The following is a 25,316-nucleotide window of genomic DNA, read 5'->3' on the forward strand; positions in this document are numbered from 1 at the left end:
GATAGCAGTCAGGCTTTTTGCCCGCCTTCCACCGTGCCGGTCGGCTCCTCACTGAGCCAGCGATAGATCGCTCCGCCCAGCAAGCCGCCGATCAGCGGCGCGACCCAGAACATCCAGAGCTGCACCAGCGCCCATCCGCCGACGAACAATGCCGGCCCGGTACTGCGCGCCGGATTGACCGAGGTGTTGGTGACGGGGATGCTGACGAGATGGATCATCACCAGCGCCAAGCCGATCGCCAGCGGCGCAAAGCCGGCCGGTGCGTTGCCGTGGGTGGCGCCCATGATGATGAACAGGAACATCATGGTCATCACCACCTCGGTGATAAAGCAGGCCACCATGCTGTACCCACCGGGGGAATGTGCGTCATACCCATTCGACGCAAAGCCCTTGGTGACATCGAATCCGGCCGCGCCGCTTGCGATCACATAGAGCAACGCGGCGGCGACAATCGCGCCAACGACCTGCGCGATCACATAGGGCAGGATCTGGCCGGCCGGGAAACGCCCGCCGGCAGCAAGACCAACCGTCACGGCGGGATTGAGATGGCAACCGGACACATGGCCGATCGCATAGGCCATCGTGACCACGCTCAGGCCGAAGGCGAGCGACACGCCGACGAGGCCGATCCCGACCTGCGGAAAGGCTGCGGCGATGACGGCGCTGCCGCAACCCGCAAAAGTAAGCCAAAAGGTTCCGATTGCCTCAGCGGCGTATTTTTTTGCATTCATTGGTCGGCTCCCTTGTCCTGCTTTTTAAGTCGTTGGAAAAACTAGCAACGGCCCGTTAAAGAATATCCAACCCGCCAAATCCGGGGCGTTGGAGCCGAATCTGGTCGAATTTCATGGCTTTCCTTGGCCCAAATCCGCCTTCTCAGGTGGACATTCCCGGTTTTGTCTGGTACATGCGCGCCTTCAGGTTAAGGGCTCGGCCTTTCGCCAGCCCTTTGCCTTACCCGATTCCGCTCCGATCAATTGAAAGAGGATGCCGCGTGCAGGTTCTCGTCCGCGATAACAACGTCGATCAAGCCCTCAAGGCGCTGAAGAAGAAGATGCAGCGCGAGGGTATTTTCCGCGAGATGAAGCTTCGCGGCCATTACGAAAAGCCCTCCGAGAAGAAGGCCCGTGAAAAGGCCGAAGCCGTGCGCCGCGCGCGCAAGCTGGCCCGCAAGAAGCTGCAGCGCGAAGGCCTGCTGCCGATGAAGCCGAAGCCGGTGTTCGGCGCTGGCCCCGGTGCCGAGCGCGGTGCTGCCGGCGGCGGCCGTGGTGGCCCGGGCGCAGGTCGTCCTCCGCGCTGAACAGCTTCAGCAGGTTTGAGAATTCGACAACGCGGGCCATCGGCCCGCGTTGTTTTTTGATCGATGCATTTTGAACTCCGCCGGGCTACCAATAGCGGACTAGTCGCACGAGCATTTCCCGTAATGGTCCACCCGGCAGCCCCGCCCTCGTCCGGCGTTTTGCGTTCCCGGCGCCCCGCGCCGGTGCCGGGCATTTGGATCGCGATGATGTGCGCGCTTCCCTTGTGCGGCTGCTCGTTCGACCTGGGATCGTGGGGGCCGGACAAGGAAAAGCCGCAGCAGCAGGCCGAGACAAAGCCGACCGACAATATCAGCGCCCGCAGCGTCAGCGACGCCCAGGGCTACGCGACGCGCGGTCAGGTTCTGGCCAAATCCGGCAACAACGAAGAAGCGCTTGCCGAATTCGAGCGCGCGCTCGCGCTCGATCCCTACAATGTACGGGCGCTCTACGGACGCGGCCTGATCCGACAGGCAGAGAAAGAACATCAGCAGGCGATCGAGGATTTCACCGCTGCCAATGGCCTGTCGCCGCAGAAGGCCGAGCCGCTGCTCGCCCGCGCCAACAGTTACTTCGCACTCGACAAGGCCAAGGAAGCGGTCGCTGATCTCGACGAGGCGGTACAGGCCGATCCGAACAGCGCGCTAGCCTGGTCCAGCCGCGGCGCCGCCTATGAGCGGATGGGCGACAAGGCCAACGCATCCGCTTCCTACAGCCGCGCGCTGGCACTTCGGCCCAAGGACGAAGCCGCGCGAAGCGGCCTCGCGCGTACCGGCGGGTAAGTAAGAGATTTATTTCGGCAGGACGGCGTGGAACAGCGATTTCGCCGTCGACAGCACATCCTCGGCAGCCGCCTGAGTGCGCTCGCGCACAGATGGAGACGGCTCCGCCGCCTCAGCCCGCAGATCGAGCGGGCGTGAGAGCGGGATTTCGGCCGGCGGCGTCGGACGGCTCGGATCGGCGGCCCCGGCATTGGCCGCGTAAGGCGGCCGCGGCTGCGACGAACCCTGACCATAGGGATCCGACGGCGGCGCCGAGACCATGATCGGCGGCGGCAACGGCCGTACGGCAGGTGCGGCGGCCGCAGGCGCGGTCACGACGCGGGGCGTATCGACGGCGCGTGAAGTTTCCTGGGCACGCGCTGCGGTGTCGCCATTGCCGCGCAGACGCTCGATCGCAGCGCGCGCCAGATCGTTGGCGTCGCGGCGCTCTTCCGGCGCCGGCACAACCGCGGCCTCGACCGGCGGAGCAGGAGCAGGCGCAGCAGTAACTGGAGCGGCGGCAGGCGTCACGGGCTGCACCAGTGACGGCAGCACTACCCTTATTTTTTCTTTTTCACGAGGTGCTGCCGCATGACGGCGCGGCTCGGCGGGAATGCTGGCGGTTTCGACCGGGGCGTCGCCGGATTTCACGTCAGCCTTCGCCTCAGACTTGTCTTGAGTCTTTTCTTGCGCCTTTTCGATCACCGTCGGCCGCTCGGCGGCGGTCCGCTCCATGAGGCTTTTCTCGGAAACGCCCTTGGCCTTGATGCCCGCAGCCGGGAGGTTGCCGACGTCGGCGGCCTCGGCCGGCTTGGCGTTGGCCTCCGTCTTGGTCTCGGTTTTGGGGTCGGCAGCCGATACGGCAGCCGCGACCGGGGCCTCAGTGCCCGGCTTGGTCGCGATGTAATGGTTGACGATGTACGCCCCGATAATCGTCGCCGCCACCGAGGGCAGGATGTCCAAGGCAAACTTCTTCAGATAATTCAGCATTCCGGCCACTCCCCGCGTGTCCTTGATGCGGGAACTTCTGGGCATATTCAGGGATCAACTGCGACGGATCGGTGGCAATTGGCCTTTCCCCCGCAACGTTTCGTGTCCCCGAGGCCCGTTCCCGGAACTTGACGCCGGCTCCCTCGGCCCGGTCACGGACCCAGAATCAGGGCTTCAGTTCAATCTCCAGAAACACGATTTCGGTTGCGGTCTCGTTAAGCACGTCGTGCTCGACACCGGCTTTCCGGAAATAGGACTTTCCGACCCCGAGTTGCGCCTTGGAGCGCGTCCCGTCCGGCGCCACGATGGTCATTTCGCCGGACGTCACCGGGACGATCACATAGTCCATGCCGTGGGTATGATGGCCGGTCGCGCTGCCCGGCGCGAGCCGCCATTCGGTAACGCGGACTTCGGTTGTATCGACCTGAACATCGGATTTGGCGCTGAGCATCTCAGGGGCACTCCAGATCATTTTCGGGACGTTACGGCACGAATACCATGAACAGGAACACGGCAAACACCACCATATGCACCAGCCCGAACAGGATATTGGTGCGGCCGGTGCCGAAGGTGAGCATGCTGATGATGAAGGTCAGCACCAGCAGCACCATCTCCTGGGCGTTGAGCCCGAGCACAAGTTGCATGTCGAGTGTGTAGGCCGCGACCGCCACCGCGGGCACCGTCAACCCGATGGTGGCGAGCGAGGAGCCGAGCGCGAGGTTGATGCTCTTCTGCAAATCGTTCCTGCGAGCGGCGGTGACGGCAGCGACGCCCTCCGGCAGCAGGATCAGCAGCGCGACCACCACGCCGGCAAAGGCCGGCGGTGCACCGATGCTGGCGATGGCGATATCGACCACCAGCGAGAATTTCTTTGCCAGCAGCACCACCGCCAGCAGCGAGACCAGCAGCAGCGCGATGCTCACGCCCAGCATCCGGTTCGAGAGCTGCGAGCCTTCGGTCGAGGCATCGGCGGCTTCGTTGATGAAATAATCGCGATGCCGGATGGTCTGGGTGTAGAGAAACACGCCGTAGAGCAGCAGCGTCACGACGCTGACGAAGCCGAGCTGGGCCGCCGAATAGATCGGCCCCGGCGCCGTCAGGGTATAATTCGGCATGATCAGCGTGATCGTCGCCATCACGAACAGCACGCTGAGATAAAGATTCGAGCCCGAGACCTGAAAATCCTGCTCGCGGAAACGCAATCCGCCGATGAAGATGCAGAGACCGACGAGACCGTTGCAGACGATCATGACGACGGCGAACACGGTGTCGCGGGCCAGCGCCGGCACCGGCTTGTCGCCGAGCATGATGGTGGCGATCAATGCGACCTCGATGATGGTGACGGCAAGCGTCAGCAGCAGCGTGCCATAGGGCTCGCCGATCCGCTCGGCGATGACCTCGGCATGATGCACGGCCGCGAACACCGTTCCGAACAGGATCGCCAGCAGCACGGCCGCATAAAGCAATCCGCCAGCCGTCGGCGTGAACGTCAGTCCGAGGCCGGTGCCGACGGCAAACAGCCCGACCGCCAATGCCGGAAATATCCACGCCGATTTCGGCATCGGTCCGTGTGCGCTCATGCGATCAATCCTCAAAGGCCTCGTCAACGCCAACCATAGCAGCCGTCAACCCCTTACGGCATTGATGAAATGTCGCGCGGTTTCGATTGCGCCGAAATTCTGCAGATTTTCATGGCCGCCTTCGGGAAAGCGGACAAACTGCTTCGGCTCATGCGCCAGGGCAAACAGGCGTTCCCCGAAATAGATCGGGATCGCCCGATCGCGCTCGCCATGCATGATCAGCAGCGGAACCGTGACCTGTCCGATGCGCTCGTCGGAGCGAAACTGGTCCCGCATCACGAAGCGCACCGGCATGAACCAGAACAGCGACGCGGCCACTTCCGCCGTTGAGGTATAGGGCGCTTCCAGGATCAGCCGGCCGACCGGCCTGTCTGCCGCCAGCGCTACCGCGACACCGGTGCCGAGCGAGAACCCCCATGCGACGATCCTGGCGGCGTCATAGCGCGCCACGGTGAAGGCGTAAGCCGCCGCGGCATCGTTCTTGAGCCCGCGCTCGCTTGGGTGCCCGCTCGAGCCGGCATAGCCGCGATACGACAGCGCAACGATGCCGGTCCCATCCGCGATCAGGTGGTGAAAGCGGCCGAAGAAGCCGGCGAGAAAATCGCCGTTGCCATGGAAGTAGAGAATGACGGGATGGCCGGGCTTTGCCGGAACGTGCCAGACGATGACTTTCTCACCGTCCGCCGTGTCGAGGACATGCTCTTCCGCTTCGCCAAAGCCCGCCTGCAGCGGCGAGGTGCGCGCAACCGTCGGAATCGGAAACAGGAACGAGCGCTGCGCGAAAAACAGCGCAACCAGACCGCCGGCATAGCCGATGGAAACGACGATCAGCAGCCATTTCAGGACGGTCATCAGCCCCGTCCGCGTGTCAGCCTTACATCGCCTTGACGATGTTCTCGGTGACCTTCTTGGCGTCGCCGAGCAGCATCATGGTGTTGTCGCGGTAGAACAGGGGATTGTCGATGCCGGCATAGCCCGAGGCCAGCGAGCGCTTGATGAACATCACGGTGCCGGCCTTCCAGACCTGCAGCACCGGCATGCCGTAGATCGGCGAGGTCTTGTCTTCCTCGGCGGCCGGGTTGGTGACGTCGTTGGCGCCGATCACGAAGGCAATGTCGGCCTGCGCGAATTCGGAGTTGATGTCCTCGAGTTCGAACACCTCGTCGTAGGGCACGTTGGCTTCCGCCAGCAGCACGTTCATGTGGCCGGGCATGCGACCGGCGACCGGGTGAATCGCGTACTTCACCTCGACGCCTTCCTTCTTCAGGAGGTCGCCCATTTCGCGCAGCGCGTGCTGGGCCTGCGCCACCGCCATGCCGTAGCCGGGCACGATGATGACCTTCTGCGCGTTCTTCATGATGAACGCCGCATCGTCGGCCGAGCCGAGTTTGACGGGGCGCGCTTCGCCACCCGCACCTGCGCCGGCGGCGGCCGTCTCGCCGCCGAAACCGCCGAGGATGACCGAGATGAAGGACCGGTTCATCGCGTGGCACATGATGTAGGACAGGATCGCGCCGGATGAACCAACCAGGGCGCCGGTGATGATCAGCGCGGAGTTACCCAGCGTGAAGCCAATGCCGGCGGCGGCCCAGCCGGAATAGGAGTTCAGCATCGAGATCACGACCGGCATGTCGGCGCCGCCGATCGGGATGATCATCAGCACGCCGAGCGCCAGCGCGATGATGGTGATCAGCCAGAAGTCGAACGCGCTGCCGGACATTACGAGACCGACGATGAAGAACACCAGCGCCAGCGCCAGCGCGATGTTGATGTAATGACGCCCCGGCAGGATGATTGGCGCGCCGCTCATCCGCGCCGACAGTTTCAGGAATGCAATCACCGAGCCGGTGAAGGTCAATGCGCCGATGGCGACGCCGAGCGACATTTCGACCAGGCTCTGCGCATGGATGTGGCCGGGCGTGCCGATGTCGAAGGCTTCCGGCGCATAGAACGCGCCGGCGGCCACCAGCACCGCGGCCATGCCGACCAGCGAGTGGAACGCGGCGACCAGTTCCGGCATCGAGGTCATCGGCACCCGCCGCGCAATCACGGCGCCGACCGAGCCGCCGATGGCGATGCCGAGGATGACCAGCAGCCAGGCCAGGCCGTCCGCTGGCGGATGGCCGGCGAGCGTGGTCACGATCGCGATCGCCATGCCGGTCATGCCGAAGAAATTGCCCTGACGGGACGTCGCGGGGCTCGACAGCCCGCGCAGCGACAGGATGAACAGCACACCCGCCACGAGATAAAGAACTGCTGCCAGATTGGCGTTCATCTCAGGTCCCCATTTGCCTTCGTCACCACGAGGTGCACGCCGATCATTACTTGGCCTTCTTCTTGTACATCGCCAGCATGCGCTGGGTGACAAGGAAGCCGCCGAAAATATTCACGCAGGCGAAGATCAGCGCGATGAAGCCGAAGCCGCGCGCCCAGCCCGAGCCCGACGAGATCATGCCGACGCCGACCGCGAGCAGCGCGCCGACCACGATCACCGAGGAGATCGCGTTCGTCACCGACATCAGCGGCGTATGCAGCGCGGGCGTCACAGACCAGACCACGAAATAGCCGACGAACACGGCGAGGACGAAAATCGACAGCCGGAATACAAAGGGATCGACGACTTGGGCGATGTGCTCCATGGCTTCTCTCCTTACGCTTTCGGCTGGAAGTTCGGGTGGATGACGGCGCCGTCCTTGGTCAGTGCGGTGGCCTTCACCAGTTCGTCGTCCCACTTCACATCGAGCGCCTTGGTGGTCTTATCCACCATGGTTTCGATGAAGTTGAACAAATTGCGCGCATAGAGGCTCGAGGCGGACTGCGCCACACGACCCGCGACATTGGTGTAGCCGACGATCTTGATGCCACCGACGTCTGCGACCTCACCGGCTTTGGCGCCCTCGACATTGCCGCCGCGCTCGACGGCGAGATCGACCAGCACCGAGCCGGGCTTCATCGACTTCACCATCTCGGCGCTGACGAGTTTTGGCGCCGGCCGCCCCGGGATCAGCGCGGTCGTGATCACGATGTCCTGCTTCTTGACGTGCTCGGCGGTGAGCGCGGCCTGCTTGGCCTGGTACTCTTTCGACATTTCCTTGGCGTAGCCGCCGGCGGTCTGCGCGTTCTTGAATTCCTCGTCCTCGACCGCGAGGAATTTGGCGCCGAGCGATTCAACCTGTTCCTTGGTCGCCGGCCGCACGTCGGTCGCGGTGACGACGGCGCCAAGCCGGCGCGCGGTTGCAATCGCCTGCAGGCCGGCAACGCCGACGCCCATCACGAAGACTTTTGCTGCCGGAATGGTGCCGGCCGCCGTCATCATCATCGGAAAGGCGCGGCCAAAAGCTTCCGCCGCCTCGATCACGGCGCGATAACCGGCAAGGTTGGCCTGGCTCGACAGCACGTCCATCACCTGCGCGCGGGTGATGCGCGGCATCAATTCCATCGCAAACGCGGAGATGCCGGCATCTGCCATCGCCTTCAGCGCGGCATCGTTGCCGTAAGGGTCCATGATGGCGATGACCAGCGCGCCGCGCTTGTACTGTGCAAGCTCCGAAGCCTCCGGCCGCTTCACCTTGATGATGATATCGGCGTCCTTGAGCGCATCGGCGCTGACGGTGGCGCCGACCGCCGTGAATTCCGAATCGGGCAGGCCCGACTTGATGCCCGCGCCCGGCTCGATCGCGATGTCGACGCCCAGCGCCTTGAATTTCTTCACGGTGTCGGGCGAAACGGCGACCCGCGGTTCGGACGGATCGATTTCCTTGGCAACGGCAATCTTCATGGGGCCTCCGGCGGCGCGAGGGGCGCGCGCGCAAGCAAACTAGCGTTATTTCCGCCAGCTAGGAAACCGGTTTCGCAACCGGATACGATGCAAATTTTCGGATCGCCGCCCTCAGGGCGGCGCAGCATGCGACCGATCAGGTCAGGAAGAAGCCCATCAAGGCCACGATGATGACGACGGCCGCGGTGCCGTATTTGACCAGCGTGATGAAGCCTTCATAGGTCTGCTCATGGGCCGGATAGTCGTTGCCGTCGGCGGTGGTGTAGGCAACTTCGTTATGGTCAGCCATCGGTATCCCCAGTCAAAGATCGAAATCTGGCGTGGAAATAGCGCAAAGCGCCTGCAAGGGCAACGCCGGACCGGGCCGGATTCCTCTGCTTTCGGGTCATTCGGCAGGCCAATTGTCACGGATCCAGCGGGTCAGGCCTTCTTCGTTCACCTCGCCGGCTGCCACGGCAAGGATCATGGCGGTGGCGTTTTCAGGCGGCACGAGAAAGTCGATGTCGTTGAGGCCCAGAAATACGATGAGCGAGCCGAAAGCTGCGCGCTTGTTTCCATCGACAAACGGATGATTGCGGGCGATGCCGAAGACATACGCTGCCGCAAGCGCCGCCAGATCGGTTTCTCCATAGGTGAACTTATTGATGGGACGGCCCAGCGCCGATTCCAGCATACCCTGGTCGCGAATACCGTCCGGTCCTCCAAACAGCGCAAGCTGCTCGGCATGGAGATCAATCAAGATCTCCACGTCCAACCAGATCGGCTCGTTCATTTTGCGAGCGCCTTATAGGTATCGGCGTAAGTGCTGAACGAGCGCCGGGCGATTTCCATCGCCTTGGCGTGCTTCGGATCATAGGGCGAGAGCTTTATGCCTCGCTCCGTCTGTTCGACGATATGGAGCTTGTCGCCTTCCTTCAATTTAAGCCGGGACAAGACCTCCTTGGACAAAATGAGCCCGAGCGAATTCCCGATCTTCTTGATTTGAAGGGCATTGTCCTCAAGCTTGTATTCGCGAGGGGCCTCGCTCATCCCGGTGGGCTTTTTGGTCATGGTACCAACTCCGTTATACAAAACGTATAACAGAATTTGGCGCCACGTTCAACAAATGTTTTACGCCCCTAGCCGTCTCAGCCCATCGCCTCCAGCTCGTCGATCATGCCGGCGATCACCGACAACCCGCCGTCCCAGAATTTGGGGTCCTTGGCGTCCAGCCCGAATGGCCTGAGCAGCTCGGAATAGTGCTTGGTGCCGCCGGCCGCGAGCATCGCCAGATAACGCTCGGCAAAGCCCTCGGCGGCATTCTCGTAGACCGCATACAGCGAATTCACCAGGCAGTCGCCGAACGCATAGGCGTAGACGTAGAACGGCGAATGGATGAAGTGCGGGATATACATCCAGAAGTTCTCGTATCCCGGCCGGATGTCGATTGCGGGTCCAAGGCTCTCGCCTTGCACGCTGAGCCAGATCTCGCCGATGCGCTGCGCGGTCAATTCGCCGTTCTTGCGTTCGGTGTGGATGGCACGCTCGAACGAATAGAACGCGACCTGCCGCACCACGGTGTTGATCATGTCCTCGACCTTGCCGGCAAGCAGCGCCTGGCGCTGCTTGGCATTCTTGGTCTCCGACAACAGCCGCCGGAAGGTCAGCATCTCGCCGAACACGCTGGCGGTTTCCGCCAGCGTCAGCGGCGTCGGCGCCATCAGCGCGCCGTTCTTCGCCGCCAGCACCTGATGCACGCCATGCCCGAGTTCATGCGCCAGCGTCATCACGTCGCGCGGCTTGCCCTGGTAGTTCATCAGCACGTAGGGGTGCGCCGACGGCGTGGTCGGGTGCGAGAACGCACCGGGCGCCTTGCCGGGCCGCACCGGCGCGTCGATCCAGCGGTCGGTGAAAAACCGCTCGGCGATATCGGCCATCTCGCCGGAGAAGCCGCGATACGCCGTCAGCACCATCTTCTGCGCCTCCGGCCAGGCAATGGTGCCGGTCGCCGCGAACGGCAGCGGCGCGTTGCGATCCCAATGCGCGAGCTTCTTCTTTTTGAACCAGCCGGCTTTCAGGTTGTAATACCGGTGCGACAGCCGCGGATAGGCCGCGCGAACCGAGCTGACCAGGGCATCGACGACCTCACACTCGACGCGGTTGTTGAGATGGCGGGAATCCGCCACGTCCTGAAAACCGCGCCAGCGATCGGAAATCTCCTTGTCCTTGGCGAGCGTGTTGGTGATGAGCGCAAAGGTCCGCTCATTGTCCTTGAAAGTCTTCGCCAGCGCCTGCGCCGCCGTCTTGCGCTTTTCCGGCGCGCGGTCCTGCAACAGGTTCAGCGTCGGCTCGATCGCCAGCTCCTTAGCCCCGACCTTGAAGCGCAGTCCCGAAATGGTCTGGTCGAACAGCCGGTTCCAGGCGGCGTAACCGCTCTGCGATTTTTCGTGAAACAACTGCTCGACGCGATCTTCGAGCTGGTACGGCTTGTCCTTGCGCAGGTCCTCGAGCCACGGCCGGTAATGTCCGAGTTCGGGGGTCTGCATCGCGCGCTCGATCACGGCATCGTCAACACGGTTGAGTTCGAGCGCGAAGAACAGCAGGTGCAATGAGGCTGCCGTCAGCCGCTCGGAAACGTCGCCGTAAAATTTGGAGATCGCCGGATCGACGCTGTCGCCGGCATGGACGAGTCCCGCATAGGAGCCGAGCCGGCCGGCAAGATCGTCGATCGCCTCATAGCGCCGGACCACCCCGGCAAGCCAGCGGCCGCCGTCTTCGCCTGCGGCATTTTCCGCCAGCTTTCCCTTGTAGTCGGTCTCAAACGCGACGCAATCTGCATCCATCTTTTCCAGGTCGCGCGCGATCTCGGGCGCGTCAATGCCGGAATAAAGGTCGGCCAGATTCCACTCCGGCAGTTTTGCCGTTTTGGATTTCGGCGCCGAAGTTTTGGCGATTTTCCTGTCGGCTTTTTTGGCGATCGGTTTTCGTTGAGCGGAGCGCGAGGTCATCTTGTTCGAAACCTGTGTTCAGTCATTAAGGTTATGTCGGCGGAAACAGACCGGGACGGCAACATTTAAGAGTGCGTTAATCGGCATCGGCGAGAGTGCCCCGATTCGAGACAGATAGTCGTAACGAGTGGGGAAAACCATGGCTGCCACCATTTTGATTGCCGATGACGACGCAGTACAGCGCCGGTTGGTTGAAAACATGGTGCAGAAGTGCGGTTATGAGCCTCTCGTCGTCGAGAGCGGTGATGCCGCACTGGCCCTGCTGACCGCCTCCGACGCCCCCGCGATCGACGCCGTCGTACTCGACCTTGTGATGCCCGGCCTCGATGGCCTCGGCGTACTCGCCAAAATGCGCGACGCCGGCCTGAACATCCCCGTCATCGTGCAGACTGCCCATGGCGGCATCGACAACGTGGTTTCGGCGATGCGCGCCGGCGCCCAGGACTTCGTGGTCAAACCGGTTGGCTTCGAACGGCTGCAGGTGTCGCTGCGCAACGCGCTCAACACCAGCGCGCTCAAGGGCGAATTGCAACGCATCCGACACAGCCGCGAAGGCCGGCTGACGTTTGCCGATATCATCACCCGCTCTGAGACCATGGCCGCCGTGCTGCGCACCGCGCAGAAGGCGGCAGCCTCCAGCATTCCGGTGCTGATCGAGGGTGAATCCGGCGTCGGCAAGGAATTGTTCGCCCGCGCCATCCATGGCTCCAGCGAGCGCAAGGCAAAGCCCTTTGTCGCCGTCAACTGCGGCGCCATCCCCGACAACCTCGTGGAGTCGATCCTGTTCGGCCATGAGAAGGGCGCCTTCACCGGCGCCACCGAACGCCACATGGGCAAGTTCGTCGAAGCCACCGGCGGCACGCTGTTTCTCGACGAAGTCGGCGAATTGCCGCTGGCCGCCCAGGTGAAGCTGCTTCGCGCGCTGCAGGAAGGCACCGTGGAAGCGGTCGGCGGCCGCAAGCCGGTGAAGGTCGACGTCCGCATCATTTCGGCGACCAACCGCAAGCTGCTCGATCTGGTGAAGAACGGCGCGTTCCGCGAAGACCTGTTCTATCGCCTGCATGTGTTGCCGCTGACGATCCCGGCCTTGCGCACACGGCGCGAGGACGTCCCGCATCTGCTGCGGCATTTTCTCGCCCGGTTTGCCGCCGAGGAAAACCGCACCATCACCGGCATCAGCGGCGAGGCCGTGGCGCATCTGGCGCAGCTCGACTGGCCCGGCAACATCCGCCAGCTCGAGAACGCGGTCTACCGCGCCGTGGTCATGAGCGAGAGCGATCAGCTTGGCCTCGCCGACTTCCCGCAGGCCGCGGCCCATGCCGGCCTGGACGCGCCGCTCGCGCATAACGAGCCGCTGGTCATCGCACCGTCGACGGCGCCCGCGATGGTCTCGGGTAATGAAATACCGATTGCGCCCTTGGCCAGCGCCGGTAGCCTTGCGTTGCTGACCGCCACCGGCGAGGTGCGGCCGCTCGAGGAGATGGAAAACGAGATCATCCGCTTCGCCATTTCGCATTATCGCGGGCAAATGTCGGAGGTCGCGCGCCGGTTGAAAATCGGCCGCTCGACACTCTACCGCAAGCTCGACGAGGCTGCCGCCAAAGACCCGGCCGAAGGCGGCGCGCAAGACGCAAATTGAACGAAGCGCAATTTGAACGGAGCGCAATTGTGGCGCTCAAGTGGCAAAGATCACCGACGAATCAAACGCATGGGTGATTCGGGAACCTTTGAACCGTGGCTTGCCGGTGACAGACAAACGACGGGCGGCGTGGCAAAACCTCGCCACCCAAATACGACTGGGGTGTTCTAGGTCAGTTTGTCGTGAGTTGCCCCGTATGGCGCTGGCTGCATCATGGGGGCGCATGTATCGTCTGCGTTGACTCGTTGCGTGCAGGCGTACCGACAAAACCGGACGCTCGCGCGCAAGCTGTGACCAACGATAGAAAACGACTGTTCCATGCCGGGGCAGTTTCGCCCAAGGGGGTGTGACGATGCGTGACTGTTCGACCAACCGTGCTGGATTTGACCGCGTCTTGATGGCCGTCGCGGCAACCTTCCTCGCGGTTTCCGCGACCTCGGCTCTGGCAGCCCAGTCGGACACGCCGCGCGCCAGTGCCGCCGAGCTCGCAATCGATGCGGCAGTCCCTCGTCCCGAACCCGCGAACGTCCCGCCGCCCTCGGCCGGCGATTTCAAGACCGATACCACCGCGTCGGTACCCGATGCAGTAAAGGCGACCGAGCCGAGCACCGCCGCAAAGGCAGTCGAGCCCAAGATTGAAGCCAAGCCGGCTGAAGTCGTTACGACGCCGGCCGCCACGACCAACGACACCGCGACGCCGCCGGCTGCGACCGCCACGGCACCCGCCGCCGAGCCGGTGAAGGCTGCGAGCAATGTGGCCCCGGCCGATCAGCCGGTCGCCGACAAACTGCGCGACATGTTCGGCGGCAAGTCGATGCGCTATTTCGACCGCAAGGCAGAACGCGCGGCCGTCGAGAAGTTCTACTCGACCCGCGAATACGCGCCACTGTGGACCCAGGCGGGTCAATTGACCGCCAGCGCCAAGGGCGTGATTGCCCGGCTGAAGGACGCTGCCGCCGAAGGCTTGAACGCAGCCGACTATCCGCTGCCGGATTTCGCGGCTGCCACCTCGCCGGACCAGCTCGCCGACGCCGATCTGAAGCTGACCGACAGCATGCTGGACTATGCGCGCCAGGCGCAGAGCGGCCGCATGCACTGGTCGCAGGTTTCGGCCGACATTCAATATCCCGAGCATCCGACCGATACCGCCGAAGTGCTGGCCAACATCTCGACCGCCAAGGACGCTTCCGCAGCACTCGACAGCTACAACCCGCCGCACAAGCTCTACAAGGAACTGAAGGCGAAGCTCGCCGAATTGCGCGGCCTGGGCGATGGGCCGGTGGTGCAGATCGCCGACGGTCCGGCGCTGGCGTTCAAGGCCGGCACCAAGAAGCAGCCGGGTGTCGCGGTGGAAGATCCGCGCGTGCCGCAACTGCGCGCCAAGCTCGGCATCACCGAGAACGCCGACGACACCCATTACGACGCCAAGGTCGCCGAGGCGGTGCGCAAATTCCAGGAGAGCGCCGAGCTGAAGCCCACCGGCGTGCTCGACGAGCGCACCGTCAAGGCGATCAACAGCCCGAAGCGTGACAGGCAGATCGACACCGTCATCGTCAACATGGAGCGCTGGCGCTGGCTGCCGCGCCAGCTTGGCGCGTCGAATATGGGCAACGCGTACGTCATCCTGAACATTCCGGACTACACGCTGAAGGTGATGCAGAACGGCGCCCAGGTCTGGACCACCCGCGTGGTGACCGGAAAGCCGGGCCAGCACGCCACGCCGCTGCTGACGGAAACGATGAAGTACATCACCGTCAACCCGACCTGGAACGTACCGCCCTCGATCGTCTACGGCGAATACCTGCCGGCCTTGCAGCAGGACCCGACCGTACTGCAGCGCATGGGCCTCAAGCTCGAGCGTAACAGCGACGGCAGCATCCACATTTCGCAGCCGCCCGGCGAGGCCAACGCGCTCGGCCGTATCCGCTTCAACTTCCCGAACAAGTTCCTGGTCTATCAGCACGACACCCCGGACAAGAACCTGTTCGCCAAGGAAGACCGCGCCTTCAGCCACGGCTGCATGCGGGTGCAGTATCCGGATCAGTACGCCGCGACGCTGCTGGGCATCGCCATGCCGGAGAAGAACTACACGCCGGAAAAAATCCGCAGCATGTACGGCTCGGGCGAGATTGATCTCAAGTTCCCGACGCCGATCCCGGTCAACATCACCTACCAGACCGCGTTCGTGGACGACGCCGGCAAGCTGCAGATCCGCAAGGACGTCTATGGCCGCGACGCCACCATGCTGTCGCTGCTCAAGGGCGGCCGCAGCAAGGATCTGGAAAACATGGTCGCACATTCGCAGCCCGGCTACGCGCGCCCGGCGGGCTCCACCCTGCCGCCCGGCGTCAGCTTCGCCAGCGACACCTCTTCTTCCGGTCCGTCGTTCTTCGAACGGCTGTTCGGGGGTGGCCAGCGGACGCCGCCCGCACCGATCGGCCGCAAGCCGCAGCGGGTTATCACCCGTTAATCCTCAGCTCCGGCAGGGGCTTGGAATTCCGAACGAAATCAACGGCCTCGCCTCTCGGGCGAGGCCGTTTACGTTAACCATTATCCATCTCGAATTCAGCACAGGGCACTTTTTCGCCATAGTCCACGGGTTAGGTTATCGCTTGCTTGGGGGCGGGACGGTAAGCTTCGGTTAACCCTCCCGCTTTAAGAAAGCGTTCACCTTCTTTCGCTGGGGAAAGGCGAAGGAAATCACTGAGCGCTCGTTCGACTGGGTGGGCTCATACGTGCTGGCTGCTTTCGCGCGCCAATTCAATCCGCTGTCACTACCGAAGGCCGGATATCAAATCGGCCTGGCTTCGCTATTGCTCGTCGCCGGAGCAGGCGCGGTCCATGACGCGACCGCGCTGAACGAAACCCGCACGCTTTCCTTCCACCACACTCATTCCGACGAAGACCTCACCGTCACCTTCAAGCGCGACGGCCGCTACGACGAAGAAGCGCTGAAGCAGCTCAATCACTTCCTCCGCGACTGGCGCAGCCAGGACCAGACCACGATGGATCGTCACCTCTTCGACATCCTCTGGGAAGTCTACCGCGACGTCGACGGCAAGACGCCGATCCAGATCATCTCCTCCTACCGCTCCCCCGCCACCAACGCCATGCTGCGCCGCCGCTCCTCGGGCGTGGCGCGCTTCAGCCAGCACATGCTCGGCCATGCGATGGACTTCTACATCCCGGACGTGCCGCTGGAACAGATCCGCTACGCCGGGCTGCGTCTGCAGCGCGGCGGCGTCGGCTTCTATCCAACCTCGGGCTCCCCGTTCGTTCATCTCGATACCGGCAGCATCCGTCACTGGCCGCGTATGAACCACGACCAGCTCGCCAAGGTCTTCCCGGACGGCCGCACCGTGCATGTTCCGACCGACGGCAAGCCGTTGAAGGGGTATGAGCTGGCGCTGGCCGATATCGAAAAGCGCGGCAATGGCGACGACGCCGCCACCGTCGGCAAGAAGCCCGGCCTGTTCGCCGCGCTGTTCAAGAGCAAGGCTTCCGAGGACGACGAGGAAGCCGCAGCGCCGGTCGTCAGTGCGAAACCCGCCCCGGCACCGGTCGTGGCCGCCGCAGCACCGGCGCCGCGCTCGAAGGCCGCAGCCACCCTGCAACTGGCCTCGGCCGACGCGCAGATCGTTCCGGCACCTAAAGCCAAGGCAGAGACCAAGTCTGAGTCCAAGCCTGCCGTACTGGCTTCCAACGAGCCGAAGCCGCAGACCCCCGCCGATATCATCAACGCCCGCGGCTTCTGGGGCGATACCCCGACAGAGACCAAGCAGGCCAGCCCGGCGCAGGTCGCCGCCCTCAGGGCACGCGAGGCCGTGGGCGCCGCCGATCCGCAGCCGACCGCCAGCGTTACCGAAGCCTTCAACAAGGCGCTGGCCTATGCGCCGGCCGCGACCTCGCCGGTCGACCGCGCCAACATCGTCGCCGCCTCGGCCCCGATCCCGCGCAGCGTCCGCCCGACCCGCAATCCCGCAGTTGCGGCGACCGAGATCAATACCGTGGTCGCCAAGGGAATTCAGGGTGGAGTTCAGGGGCAGGACAGCGTGATCTCGACCTCGACCCGCCTCGCCGCCGCCAAGGGCAGCGACATCTGGATGCGGGTCGTGATGCTGGCGCCGAGCGCGAGCAACGCGATGTCGACGACGGTGCTCGGCGATACCGACATGACCATGATGCGCGGTTTCTTCGTCAAGCCGCTGGCCGCGATCGCCATGACCTTCTCGGACGATCCGATGATGGGCATGACCACCGACCGATTCACCGGTTCGGCCACCGCGAAGCTGACGACGCAGTCGTTCACGCTGCGCACTGCTTCGCTGCGCTAGCTCTCACCGCTTCCACGAGCTCGTTGACGTCCTCGCCTGGTGCGCACTTGCGCACGGGGCGCGAGGCCCATACCGCGTGATCTATCGATGACGCGCGGTACGGGCGCGCCACACAGCATCCCGTGCCCCTGCCATCATCGCCCAGGGACGCCTTCGCGCCTTCCGCGCTTCCCCTTCGTCGTGTCAGGCCGGCAGGCCCGCCTTGAGGAGACCAGCCTCGTGGCGCTCGCGATCGACATCTCGCTTATAGTGCTGGGTGGCGAGGTGGGCAGCCGTCGAGAAATTCGGCTCGCGCTTTATGACCTCTGCCGCGTGCGCGGCGGCCGCGACGGCGTTGCCCATTTGCGCGAAGGTGGCGGCAAGAAAGGCGTGATGGGTGTGGTCGGGCCGCGTGATACGCGAGAACGCTTCAGCGGCATCGGCATACTTTTCGGCGCCGTAGTAGGCCCGGCCAAGGTGGCTCCAGAAGCGCTCCGGGTGGTACGGGTTGAGGCGCATCGCCTTCTTGATCCAGTCGATGCCCTCCTCCGGCCGCCCGAGCCACGTTAAAAGCTCGCCCTGCTGCACGACGACAAGGTCGTAATTGGGGTTGAGCGCGAGCGCCCGCTCCTGGTGGTAGGCTGCCTTGTCGTGATCGTCGCGATTGAGGTTGAGCGCGGCAAGAATCCGGTGCACGTCGCTGTCGTTGTCGTCGAGCTTGAGCGCGATCTCGAGCTCCGCGCCTACCTGTTCGAACGTCGCGTCACGATCGTCGCACCAGCTGTAGACCCAGGTCTGCCCGAGCACGCAGGCCCGCCAGGCGTGAGCGTGCGCATAGTTGGGATCAAGCGTGATGGCCCGCTCGAGCAGATGCTGCGCTTCCGCATTGTCTTCCCGCGTCGAACGATGGTGCAGCACCTTGGCAGCCAGCACACATTCGTAGGCCGCCATGTTGTCGGTCGGCTTGCGCTTGACGCGGTCGTGGGCGGCCGCCTCGACGCGGCCCGGCAGGGTCGCCACGATCGCGTGTGTCATCTCGTCCTGGATGGCGAAGATATCGGCAAGCTCGCGGTCGTAGCGCTCGGCCCAAACGTGCCGGTCGGCCTCGGCGTCGATCAACTGCACCGTGACGCGAATGCGATCGCCGGCCTTTCGCACGCTGCCTTCCAGCACATAGTCGACGGCAAATTCCTTCGCGACCTCCTGCACCTTCACGGCCTTGCCCTTGTACACGAAGGTCGAGTTGCGCGAGATCACGAGCAGATCGTGGAAGCGCGACAACTCGGTGATGATGTCCTCGGTCAGTCCGTCGGCGAAGAACTCCTGCTCGGGATCGCCGCTCATGTTGACGAGCGGCAGCACCGCGATCGAGGGCTTTCTGGCGACCGTCGGCGCCGCCACATTCCTTACCTGATCAGACGCCCCCCTCGAATCCGGATCGAGACGGACGCGGAAGACCCGGATCGGGCGAACGATGTTCTTGACGGTCTGATCGCCGAGATCCTCGAAGCTCAGATCTTCCAGCCGATCGCCGACCTGATCGCGGACCGCGCCCGAAACGCAGATACCGCCGGACTCGGCCAGCACTTCCAGGCGGGATGCGACATTGACGCCGTCGCCGAAGATGTCGCTGCCGTCAACGATCACGTCGCCTAGATTGATGCCGATGCGAAACTGCATCCAGCGCGCCGGCGCGACGTCCGCGTTGCGGCGCGCCATCCGGCGCTGAACTTCCGCCGCGCACAGCACCGCGTCAACGACGCTGTGGAATTCGACCAGCATGCCGTCGCCGGTGGTCTTGATGATGCGGCCGCGATTCTTGGCGATGGCCGGATCGATCAGCTCGATCCGATGGGTCTTCAGGCGCGCAAGTGTGCCCGTCTCGTCAGCCTCCATGAGCCGACTATAGCCGACCATGTCGGCGGCGAGGACCGCAGCGAGCCTTCGCTCTGGTCCAGGCACGTCCATTTCTTCGGTTCCCTCGCAGGGCAGTCTAGCAGATCAGGGGCTTTAGCCCAAGCTTTCGAGCGCCGCGTCGGCGATCGCCAAGGAACGGCCATGCGACTTGTAGATGCGTTCGCCGGTTTCTTAATCCGGGACGGCCTCTCCTGAACCGCCAAACTCCTTCGGAAAATCCCTCAGCTTGGGAACGCCGTCGTGCATCGGCAAAACTGTCTGAGCGTAATTTACGTGTACACCGGGCGTAAATTTCAACGTCGGCAGCATCGCCGCGAAAACGTCGACCAATCCCAAGGGCGGATGATTGGTCATCAGGTGCCCGCCGCATTTCGCGCAATACTTGCGCTGGCTGAGCTCAGTCTTCTGGAACGTCGCGACATGCTCGGCCCCCGATGTGATCCGTACCGCCTCCGGCTTCCAGAGGCTGAAGGCGTTCACAGGTCCGCCGGACCACGAACGACAGGAATCGCAATGACAATAGCCCATGGCCTCCGGTGACCCCGTGACCTCCAGTTTGACTGCGCCGCAAAAGCAGCTTCCAAAGTGAGCCATCGGCTCCCTCCTTCGAGTTCGTTCGCTATCGGTAGCGAACGCAAGGGACACTCCGACGTTACGTTAACAAACTAATAGGCGCGCCGCATCCTTCGATCGGAGAGCAAAATGGGGCAATTGCGCTCCTTCGCGAATGTCCGGTCAGCGGTCATTCGCTACAGAAATGCGTTGCCGGTACTACGCCGGCTCCTCCCTTGAGAGCGACCAAATGACGGACGCCGCGGGTTGTCTCAAACGTGGCATCCCACGGTGAAGGCCAGATTTTGCCAACACCCGAGGACGGGAGTAACCTCAGGCCCAACCAGCCGATCATTGCGTAGAACAGGAGGATGTCATGCAAGCCATGGCCACCGAAGTTTTCATCGGCAACATGCGCGGCCCGGTCATCAGGCGAACGGATGCCGATTATGACGCTGTGCGGAGCCTCTACAACGGGATGATCGACAAGAGTCCCGTGATGATTGCGCGGTGTAGCGACGTCGCTGACGTTGTCACTGCGGTCAATTTTGCAAGACAAAACGATCTCCAGGTCGCCATCCGCGGAGGTGGTCACAACGGGCCGGGCCTCGGCAGTGTCGACGAGGGGCTAATGATCGACCTGTCGATGATGAAAGGCGTGCGGGTCAATCCCGCCGCCCGCACCGTCCGCGTCGGTCCCGGCTGCACGCAAGGCGATGTCGACCACGCCACGCATATCTACGGCCTCGCCGTGCCGGCCGGCTTTGTCTCGACGACCGGCATCGCCGGCCTCACGCTTGGCGGCGGTACCGGATACCTCACGCGCAAGTATGGCCTCACCATCGACAATCTACTCGAGGCGGATGTCGTGCTTGCCGACGGTCGCATCGTCACCGCCAACACGTCGGAGAATGCTGACCTCTACTGGGGCCTGCGCGGCGGCGGTGGCAATTTCGGCATCGTCACGAGCTTCCTGTTCCGGGCTCATCCGGTGAAGATGGTCTATGCCGGTCCAGTGTTCTGGGATCTCGAAAATGCCCGCACCATCATGCAGAAATACAGGGATTTCCTGCCTGGCGCTCCCGAGGACCTCGGGGCCTTTGTCGGCTTGAAGACTGTTCCACCTGTCGATCCGTTCCCGGCGGAGCATCAGGGCAAGCGCGCCTGCGCCATCATCGCCTGCTACAATGGTCCGGCAGAAGATGGCCAGGCGATCATGGCCAGGTTGCTTGGTGAGCTGCCGCCGCCGCTCTTCAACTGGATGGGCGAAATGCCCTATCCGGCGCTCCAGTCCATGTTCGATCCGTTCTTCCCGAAGGGCCTGCAGTGGTACTGGCGTGGCGATTTCGTCAAAGAACTGACCGACGAAGCCATTGATGCCCATATCGCTCAGGCACAGAAGCTGCCGAGCGCACTCTCGCTCATGCATCTTTATCCGATCGACGGCGCCGTCCGCCGCGTCGGCAAGAACGACACCGCCTGGAACACGCGCGACGCGACCTGGTCGATGGTCATTGCCGGTATCGATCCCAATCCGCAAAAAGCAGGCGAGATCACGCGCTGGACCAAGGGCTACTGGGAGGCCGTGCATCCTTACTCGGCTGACGGCGGCTATGTGAACTTCATGATGGACGATGGGGACGACAGCAGGCTCAAGGCCACCTATGGCGACAACTATGATCGTCTTGTCGCCTTGAAGGGCAAATACGACCCGACGAACTTCTTCCGCTTGAACCAGAACATCAGACCGCTGCACTCATAAACGGTCAGCGGCTTCACGGCCGGGGGATTGGATCGCGTTCGGCGTACGCCGAACGCGCCATTCAGCGCCAGCCGCGCTGGCTCAACTCGTCCAAACTTGCGCGCACCGAAAAATGCCTGCCGGCCTCACAGCATCCCGAGGGCCTGCATGTAGGTTTCCAGGATCGTCTCTTCCTCGGCCCGCTCGTTGGCGTCCTGCTTGCGCATCCGGATGATGGTGCGGATCGCCTTGACGTCATAGCCGTTGCCCTTGGCCTCGGCGTAAACGTCGCGGATGTCGTCGGAGATCGTCTTCTTTTCTTCTTCCAGACGCTCGATCCGCTCGATGATGGCCTTGAGCTGGTCTTTGGCGAATTTGGTCGCGGGCTCGTCCTGGACGGCGGCGGCGGAAGTGGCCATCGGGTACTCCTGAATGGAACTGAAGTTGGGGCTGAAAGATCAAGCGCCGCACGCTTTCCCGCGCGGCGCTTTTGTCAGATTGACCCTCAGGATTGGGGCCGCCTGCGTCAAGGCAACATCGCGCTCATCCACAGCGCGCCCACAGGAAGGTAAGCCTCATGGTGGGGAGGCGCCCCGGGGCGCCGAGCCAGTCATCCTTCGAGACGCGCGCCGAGCGGCGCGCTCCTCAGGATGAGGACGAAATGAAATCAATGCCCGCTGTGGGATTTCTTCATCGCCTCAAGTGCTTCCGGGGAAGCCGCGCCCTGAAACTTCGATTTCCAGGTCTCATATGGCATGCCGTAGATCGCCTCGCGGCTCTCGTCCTTGCTGATGGCCACGCCCATGGCGTCGGCCTCTTCCTTCATCCAGTTCGACAGGCAGTTGCGGCAGAAACCGGCCAGATTCATCAGATCGATGTTCTGGACGTCGGTGCGGGAGCGCAGATGGTCGACCAGGCGCCGAAAGGCGGCGGCTTCGAGTTCTGTTCTGGTTTTGTCGTCAATCGTCATGGCCGTGGGTCCCGCTTTGGAGGCATGATCCGGAAAATGGAGAGCGGCTTTCCGAACAGATCATGCCCAAACATGAAGGCAAGCATATTGATATCAGGTGGGAATTGTCACAGATTTTGCCATATCGGCGCGCAAAACAGGGCCCTTCCGGTGGCAATTTCGGCCCCACCGCCAGTTCAAGGTTTACCGGCGGGCCGCGCCAAATCGTCAATCATTTGATATAGCCTCGCTGCATGACTGCAACAGATTCTCTCCGTTCCACCCCCCTCTCCGCACGCCTGACCGCCGGCCTCCTGCCGGTGCTGGCCTTTGTGCTGATGTGCCTGTGGAACGGCTCAGCCGCGGCTGATTTCCGTCTCTGCAACAACACCTCGAGCCGGGTCGGCATCGCGCTGGGCTACAAGGACGCCGAGGGCTGGACCACCGAGGGCTGGTGGAACGTTTCCTCGCGCAGTTGCGAAACATTGCTGCGTGGAACGCTTGTCGCGCGCTTCTATTATATCTACGCCTTGGACTATGACCGCGGCGGCGAATGGTCGGGCCAGGCCTTCATGTGCTCGCGCGACAAGGAATTCACCATCAAGGGCACCGAGAACTGCCTGGCGCGCGGCTTCGACCGCACCGGGTTTTTCGAAGTCGACACCGGCGAACAGCGAGCATGGACCGTGCAACTGACCGAAGCCAACGAGCAGCCAGCGCAACGCGTGCCGGGAATTCCGGGAACGGTGGGTCCGGGCAACCCGGGCGGGGTTCCAGGGCTGGCACCGGGCGGGACGCCGCCGGGCGGACCGGGACTGCCGGCGGCGCCCAAGCAATGAGACGGCTCCGTCGCATCAAAATCCTCGCAACCCTCGGCCCGGCATCGTCAGACAGCGCGATGATCCGAAAACTGTTCGAGGCCGGCGCGGACGTGTTCCGCATCAACATGAGCCATACGTCGCACGACAAAATGCGCGAACTGGTCAAGACCATCCGCAATGTCGAGAGTAGCTATGGCCGGCCGATCGGCATCCTGGTCGATCTGCAGGGGCCGAAACTGCGGCTCGGCGCCTTCGCCGAAGGCTCGACCCAGCTCAACAACGGCCAGAGTTTCGTGCTCGATTCCGACAAGACGCCCGGCGACAACAGCCGCGTGCAGCTGCCGCATCCGGAAATCCTGGCGGCGCTGCGGCCGGGCCATGCGCTGCTGCTCGACGACGGCAAGGTGCGCCTGATCGCCGAGGAAACCTCCCCCGACCGCGCGGTGACGCGGGTGGTGATCGGCGGCAGGATGTCGGACCGCAAGGGCGTCAGCCTGCCCGATACCGACCTGCCGGTGTCGGCGATGACGCCGAAAGATCGCGCCGACCTCGAAGCCGCACTTGTCACCGGCGTCGACTGGATCGCGCTCTCCTTTGTGCAGCGCGCTGAAGACGTCAACGAAGCCAAGCGCATCATCCGCGGCCGCGCCGCCGTGATGGCCAAGATCGAGAAACCGCAGGCGATCGACCGGCTTGCCGAGATACTCGAGGTCTCCGACGCGCTGATGGTGGCGCGCGGCGATCTCGGCGTCGAACTGCCGCTGGAGCGGGTGCCGAGCCTGCAGAAACAGATGACGCGGATGGCGCGCCGCGCCGGCAAGCCGGTGGTGATCGCGACCCAGATGCTGGAATCGATGATCCAGTCGCCGGTGCCGACCCGCGCCGAAGTCTCCGACGTCGCCACGGCGGTCTATGAGGGCGCCGACGCGATCATGCTGTCGGCGGAATCCGCCGCCGGAAAATTCCCGGTCGAGGCGGTCTCGACCATGAACCGCATCGGCGAGGAAGTGGAGCGCGACCCGACCTATCGCTCGGTGCTGTCGGCGCAGCAGCCGAAACCCGAGAATACGGTCGGCGACGCGATTGCGGATGCCGCGCGGCAGATCGCCGAAACGCTGGAATTGTCCGCGATCATCTGCTGGACCTCGTCGGGCTCCACTGCCATTCGAGTCGCGCGCGAGCGGCCGAAGCCGCCGGTGGTCGCGATCACGCCGAACCTCGTCACCGGCCGCAAATTGTCTGTGGTGTGGGGCGTGCATTGCGTGGTGGCGGAAGACGCCCACGACCAGGACGACATGGTCGACCGCGCCGGCTCGATCGCATTCCGCGACGGCTTTGCCAAGGCCGGCCAGCGCGTCATCATCGTCGCCGGCGTGCCGCTCGGCATCGCCGGCACCACCAACATGGTCCGCATCGCCTATGTCGGCAAGGACGGCGACGCGAAGAAGTGACGGCGTCTTCTGGACGCCGTCATTCCGGGGCGCCGCATAGCGGCGAACCCGGAATCTCGAGATTCCGGGTTCGATGCTTCGCATCGCCCCGGAATGACAGGACCGTTTAGCCCTGCAACGTCGCGTCCAGCGTGATCTTGGTATTCAGCAGTTTCGACACCGGGCAGCCGGCTTTCGCCATGCCGGCCAACTCCTGGAATTTCGCGGCGTCGGCGCCGGGGATCTTCGCCGCCAGCGTCAGATGAACCGCGGTGATCGCAAACCCATCGCCGACTTTCTCCAGCGTCACATCGGCCTTGGTTTCCATGTGCTCGGCGGTGAGCTTGGCTTCGCCGAGGATCAGCGACAGCGCCATGGTAAAACAGGCCGAATGCGCGGCACCGATCAGTTCCTCCGGATTGGAGCCGGGCTTGCCTTCGAAGCGGCTGGCGAAGCCGTAGGGATAATCGCTGAGCGCACCGCTCTTGGTCGAGATCGCGCCCTTGCCGTCCTTGATGCCGCCCTGCCACTTGGCCGATCCTGATGTCACCGTCATCTGTCGC

Annotated in this window: 25 protein-coding genes; 8 read left to right on the forward strand and 17 right to left on the reverse strand. The window is 63.5% G+C overall.

Annotated features, from left to right (window positions below):
- Nucleotides 1-8 precede the first annotated feature (8 nt).
- Nucleotides 9-731, reverse strand: coding sequence for an aquaporin Z (aqpZ, locus tag BLS26_RS12475; RefSeq protein ID WP_092511448.1), 723 nt, complete (start codon nt 729-731; stop codon nt 9-11).
- Between the two features lie 260 nt (nt 732-991).
- On the opposite strand from aqpZ, the gene rpsU reads away from it, so the two are divergent.
- Nucleotides 992-1,297 (forward strand): 30S ribosomal protein S21, encoded by a 306-nt coding sequence (gene rpsU / locus BLS26_RS12480; protein WP_092511450.1) that lies wholly within the window; start codon nt 992-994, stop codon nt 1,295-1,297.
- Nucleotides 1,298-1,504: 207 nt separating this feature from the next.
- Entirely contained in the window at nt 1,505-2,077 is a 573-nt protein-coding gene (locus BLS26_RS12485; protein WP_244541923.1) for a tetratricopeptide repeat protein, read from the forward strand.
- Nucleotides 2,078-2,086: 9 nt separating this feature from the next.
- Here the strand turns inward: BLS26_RS12485 and BLS26_RS12490 are convergent, their stop codons facing one another.
- From BLS26_RS12490 to BLS26_RS12540, 11 genes are all read right to left on the reverse strand, one after another.
- Nucleotides 2,087-3,046: a hypothetical protein gene (locus tag BLS26_RS12490; RefSeq protein WP_092511453.1), complete on the reverse strand. Its 960-nt coding sequence runs from the start codon at nt 3,044-3,046 to the stop codon at nt 2,087-2,089.
- Between the two features lie 166 nt (nt 3,047-3,212).
- Nucleotides 3,213-3,497, reverse strand: coding sequence for a cupin domain-containing protein (locus BLS26_RS12495; protein ID WP_092511455.1), 285 nt, complete (start codon nt 3,495-3,497; stop codon nt 3,213-3,215).
- 31 nt (nt 3,498-3,528) lie between these two features.
- Entirely contained in the window at nt 3,529-4,626 is a 1,098-nt protein-coding gene (locus BLS26_RS12500; protein WP_092511457.1) for a calcium:proton antiporter, read from the reverse strand.
- 45 nt (nt 4,627-4,671) lie between these two features.
- Nucleotides 4,672-5,478: an alpha/beta hydrolase gene (locus BLS26_RS12505; protein ID WP_092511459.1), complete on the reverse strand. Its 807-nt coding sequence runs from the start codon at nt 5,476-5,478 to the stop codon at nt 4,672-4,674.
- A 22-nt stretch (nt 5,479-5,500) separates the two neighbouring features.
- Entirely contained in the window at nt 5,501-6,901 is a 1,401-nt protein-coding gene (locus BLS26_RS12510) for an NAD(P)(+) transhydrogenase (Re/Si-specific) subunit beta (protein ID WP_092511461.1), read from the reverse strand.
- A 46-nt stretch (nt 6,902-6,947) separates the two neighbouring features.
- Entirely contained in the window at nt 6,948-7,265 is a 318-nt protein-coding gene (locus tag BLS26_RS12515; RefSeq protein ID WP_027538813.1) for a proton-translocating transhydrogenase family protein, read from the reverse strand.
- A gap of 11 nt (nt 7,266-7,276) precedes the next feature.
- Nucleotides 7,277-8,404 (reverse strand): Re/Si-specific NAD(P)(+) transhydrogenase subunit alpha, encoded by a 1,128-nt coding sequence (locus tag BLS26_RS12520; protein ID WP_092511463.1) that lies wholly within the window; start codon nt 8,402-8,404, stop codon nt 7,277-7,279.
- Nucleotides 8,405-8,540: 136 nt separating this feature from the next.
- Entirely contained in the window at nt 8,541-8,693 is a 153-nt protein-coding gene (locus BLS26_RS12525; protein WP_092511465.1) for an aa3-type cytochrome c oxidase subunit IV, read from the reverse strand.
- Between the two features lie 96 nt (nt 8,694-8,789).
- Nucleotides 8,790-9,176: a type II toxin-antitoxin system death-on-curing family toxin gene (locus tag BLS26_RS12530; RefSeq protein ID WP_092511467.1), complete on the reverse strand. Its 387-nt coding sequence runs from the start codon at nt 9,174-9,176 to the stop codon at nt 8,790-8,792.
- On the reverse strand, nt 9,173-9,454 hold the full coding sequence (locus BLS26_RS12535) for an AbrB family transcriptional regulator (protein WP_371360809.1): 282 nt from the start codon (nt 9,452-9,454) through the stop codon (nt 9,173-9,175). Before BLS26_RS12535 ends, BLS26_RS12530 begins: the two co-directional genes overlap by 4 nt.
- 77 nt (nt 9,455-9,531) lie before the next feature.
- Nucleotides 9,532-11,391, reverse strand: a complete 1,860-nt coding sequence (locus BLS26_RS12540) for a M3 family oligoendopeptidase (RefSeq protein ID WP_092511469.1) — start codon at nt 11,389-11,391, stop codon at nt 9,532-9,534.
- A 139-nt stretch (nt 11,392-11,530) separates the two neighbouring features.
- Between BLS26_RS12540 and BLS26_RS12545 the strand changes: the two genes are divergently transcribed.
- From BLS26_RS12545 to BLS26_RS12555, 3 genes are all read left to right on the forward strand, one after another.
- The gene (locus BLS26_RS12545) at nt 11,531-13,030 is read left to right on the forward strand and encodes a sigma-54 dependent transcriptional regulator (RefSeq protein WP_092511471.1); all 1,500 of its coding nucleotides are present in this window, start codon (nt 11,531-11,533) and stop codon (nt 13,028-13,030) included.
- 352 nt (nt 13,031-13,382) lie between these two features.
- Complete coding sequence (locus tag BLS26_RS12550; RefSeq protein ID WP_092511473.1) at nt 13,383-15,500, forward strand: murein L,D-transpeptidase; 2,118 nt, start codon at nt 13,383-13,385, stop codon at nt 15,498-15,500.
- Between the two features lie 265 nt (nt 15,501-15,765).
- The gene (locus tag BLS26_RS12555) at nt 15,766-17,364 is read left to right on the forward strand and encodes a DUF882 domain-containing protein (RefSeq protein ID WP_244541924.1); all 1,599 of its coding nucleotides are present in this window, start codon (nt 15,766-15,768) and stop codon (nt 17,362-17,364) included.
- Between the two features lie 183 nt (nt 17,365-17,547).
- Here the strand turns inward: BLS26_RS12555 and BLS26_RS12560 are convergent, their stop codons facing one another.
- Together BLS26_RS12560 and BLS26_RS12565 are read right to left on the reverse strand one after the other, a co-directional pair.
- The gene (locus BLS26_RS12560) at nt 17,548-19,311 is read right to left on the reverse strand and encodes an adenylate/guanylate cyclase domain-containing protein (RefSeq protein WP_092511477.1); all 1,764 of its coding nucleotides are present in this window, start codon (nt 19,309-19,311) and stop codon (nt 17,548-17,550) included.
- 120 nt (nt 19,312-19,431) lie between these two features.
- Nucleotides 19,432-19,854, reverse strand: coding sequence for a GFA family protein (locus BLS26_RS12565; protein ID WP_092511479.1), 423 nt, complete (start codon nt 19,852-19,854; stop codon nt 19,432-19,434).
- 334 nt (nt 19,855-20,188) lie between these two features.
- Between BLS26_RS12565 and BLS26_RS12570 the strand changes: the two genes are divergently transcribed.
- Nucleotides 20,189-21,574, forward strand: a complete 1,386-nt coding sequence (locus BLS26_RS12570) for an FAD-binding oxidoreductase (RefSeq protein ID WP_092511481.1) — start codon at nt 20,189-20,191, stop codon at nt 21,572-21,574.
- Between the two features lie 125 nt (nt 21,575-21,699).
- Here BLS26_RS12570 and BLS26_RS12575 read toward each other — a convergent pair whose 3' ends face one another.
- Both BLS26_RS12575 and BLS26_RS12580 read right to left on the reverse strand, forming a co-directional pair.
- Nucleotides 21,700-21,972, reverse strand: a complete 273-nt coding sequence (locus BLS26_RS12575) for a DUF2312 domain-containing protein (RefSeq protein ID WP_092511483.1) — start codon at nt 21,970-21,972, stop codon at nt 21,700-21,702.
- Between the two features lie 248 nt (nt 21,973-22,220).
- On the reverse strand, nt 22,221-22,523 hold the full coding sequence (locus BLS26_RS12580) for a DUF1244 domain-containing protein (protein ID WP_092511485.1): 303 nt from the start codon (nt 22,521-22,523) through the stop codon (nt 22,221-22,223).
- A gap of 233 nt (nt 22,524-22,756) precedes the next feature.
- Between BLS26_RS12580 and BLS26_RS12585 the strand changes: the two genes are divergently transcribed.
- Together BLS26_RS12585 and pyk are read left to right on the forward strand one after the other, a co-directional pair.
- Complete coding sequence (locus tag BLS26_RS12585) at nt 22,757-23,341, forward strand: DUF1036 domain-containing protein (RefSeq protein WP_092511487.1); 585 nt, start codon at nt 22,757-22,759, stop codon at nt 23,339-23,341.
- Nucleotides 23,338-24,774: a pyruvate kinase gene (gene pyk / locus BLS26_RS12590; protein ID WP_092511489.1), complete on the forward strand. Its 1,437-nt coding sequence runs from the start codon at nt 23,338-23,340 to the stop codon at nt 24,772-24,774. Before BLS26_RS12585 ends, pyk begins: the two co-directional genes overlap by 4 nt.
- Nucleotides 24,775-24,880: 106 nt before the next feature.
- Here the strand turns inward: pyk and BLS26_RS12595 are convergent, their stop codons facing one another.
- Nucleotides 24,881-25,309: an OsmC family protein gene (locus BLS26_RS12595; protein ID WP_092511491.1), complete on the reverse strand. Its 429-nt coding sequence runs from the start codon at nt 25,307-25,309 to the stop codon at nt 24,881-24,883.
- Nucleotides 25,310-25,316: the final 7 nt, after the last annotated feature.

It is taken from the genome of Afipia sp. GAS231, from assembly GCF_900103365.1.
Classification (GTDB): domain Bacteria; phylum Pseudomonadota; class Alphaproteobacteria; order Rhizobiales; family Xanthobacteraceae; genus Bradyrhizobium.

Bases quoted from the DNA above. Each gene is read 5' to 3' on its own strand.
- BLS26_RS12575 (WP_092511483.1), bottom strand. From the start codon at position 21,972: ATGGCCACTTCCGCCGCCGCCGTCCAGGACGAGCCCGCGACCAAATTC.
- BLS26_RS12565 (WP_092511479.1), bottom strand. From the start codon at position 19,854: ATGGCTCACTTTGGAAGCTGCTTTTGCGGCGCAGTCAAACTGGAGGTC.
- BLS26_RS12535 (WP_371360809.1), bottom strand. From the start codon at position 9,454: ATGACCAAAAAGCCCACCGGGATGAGCGAGGCCCCTCGCGAATACAAG.
- BLS26_RS12525 (WP_092511465.1), bottom strand. From the start codon at position 8,693: ATGGCTGACCATAACGAAGTTGCCTACACCACCGCCGACGGCAACGAC.
- BLS26_RS12505 (WP_092511459.1), bottom strand. From the start codon at position 5,478: ATGACCGTCCTGAAATGGCTGCTGATCGTCGTTTCCATCGGCTATGCC.
- BLS26_RS12485 (WP_244541923.1), top strand. From the start codon at position 1,505: ATGTGCGCGCTTCCCTTGTGCGGCTGCTCGTTCGACCTGGGATCGTGG.
- BLS26_RS12580 (WP_092511485.1), bottom strand. From the start codon at position 22,523: ATGACGATTGACGACAAAACCAGAACAGAACTCGAAGCCGCCGCCTTT.
- aqpZ (WP_092511448.1), bottom strand. From the start codon at position 731: ATGAATGCAAAAAAATACGCCGCTGAGGCAATCGGAACCTTTTGGCTT.
- BLS26_RS12570 (WP_092511481.1), top strand. From the start codon at position 20,189: ATGCAAGCCATGGCCACCGAAGTTTTCATCGGCAACATGCGCGGCCCG.
- BLS26_RS12540 (WP_092511469.1), bottom strand. From the start codon at position 11,391: ATGACCTCGCGCTCCGCTCAACGAAAACCGATCGCCAAAAAAGCCGAC.
- BLS26_RS12495 (WP_092511455.1), bottom strand. From the start codon at position 3,497: ATGCTCAGCGCCAAATCCGATGTTCAGGTCGATACAACCGAAGTCCGC.
- BLS26_RS12550 (WP_092511473.1), top strand. From the start codon at position 13,383: ATGCGTGACTGTTCGACCAACCGTGCTGGATTTGACCGCGTCTTGATG.
- pyk (WP_092511489.1), top strand. From the start codon at position 23,338: ATGAGACGGCTCCGTCGCATCAAAATCCTCGCAACCCTCGGCCCGGCA.
- BLS26_RS12560 (WP_092511477.1), bottom strand. From the start codon at position 19,311: ATGGACGTGCCTGGACCAGAGCGAAGGCTCGCTGCGGTCCTCGCCGCC.
- BLS26_RS12585 (WP_092511487.1), top strand. From the start codon at position 22,757: ATGACTGCAACAGATTCTCTCCGTTCCACCCCCCTCTCCGCACGCCTG.
- BLS26_RS12530 (WP_092511467.1), bottom strand. From the start codon at position 9,176: ATGAACGAGCCGATCTGGTTGGACGTGGAGATCTTGATTGATCTCCAT.
- BLS26_RS12500 (WP_092511457.1), bottom strand. From the start codon at position 4,626: ATGAGCGCACACGGACCGATGCCGAAATCGGCGTGGATATTTCCGGCA.
- BLS26_RS12545 (WP_092511471.1), top strand. From the start codon at position 11,531: ATGGCTGCCACCATTTTGATTGCCGATGACGACGCAGTACAGCGCCGG.
- BLS26_RS12595 (WP_092511491.1), bottom strand. From the start codon at position 25,309: ATGACGGTGACATCAGGATCGGCCAAGTGGCAGGGCGGCATCAAGGAC.
- BLS26_RS12520 (WP_092511463.1), bottom strand. From the start codon at position 8,404: ATGAAGATTGCCGTTGCCAAGGAAATCGATCCGTCCGAACCGCGGGTC.
- BLS26_RS12490 (WP_092511453.1), bottom strand. From the start codon at position 3,046: ATGCTGAATTATCTGAAGAAGTTTGCCTTGGACATCCTGCCCTCGGTG.
- BLS26_RS12515 (WP_027538813.1), bottom strand. From the start codon at position 7,265: ATGGAGCACATCGCCCAAGTCGTCGATCCCTTTGTATTCCGGCTGTCG.
- BLS26_RS12510 (WP_092511461.1), bottom strand. From the start codon at position 6,901: ATGAACGCCAATCTGGCAGCAGTTCTTTATCTCGTGGCGGGTGTGCTG.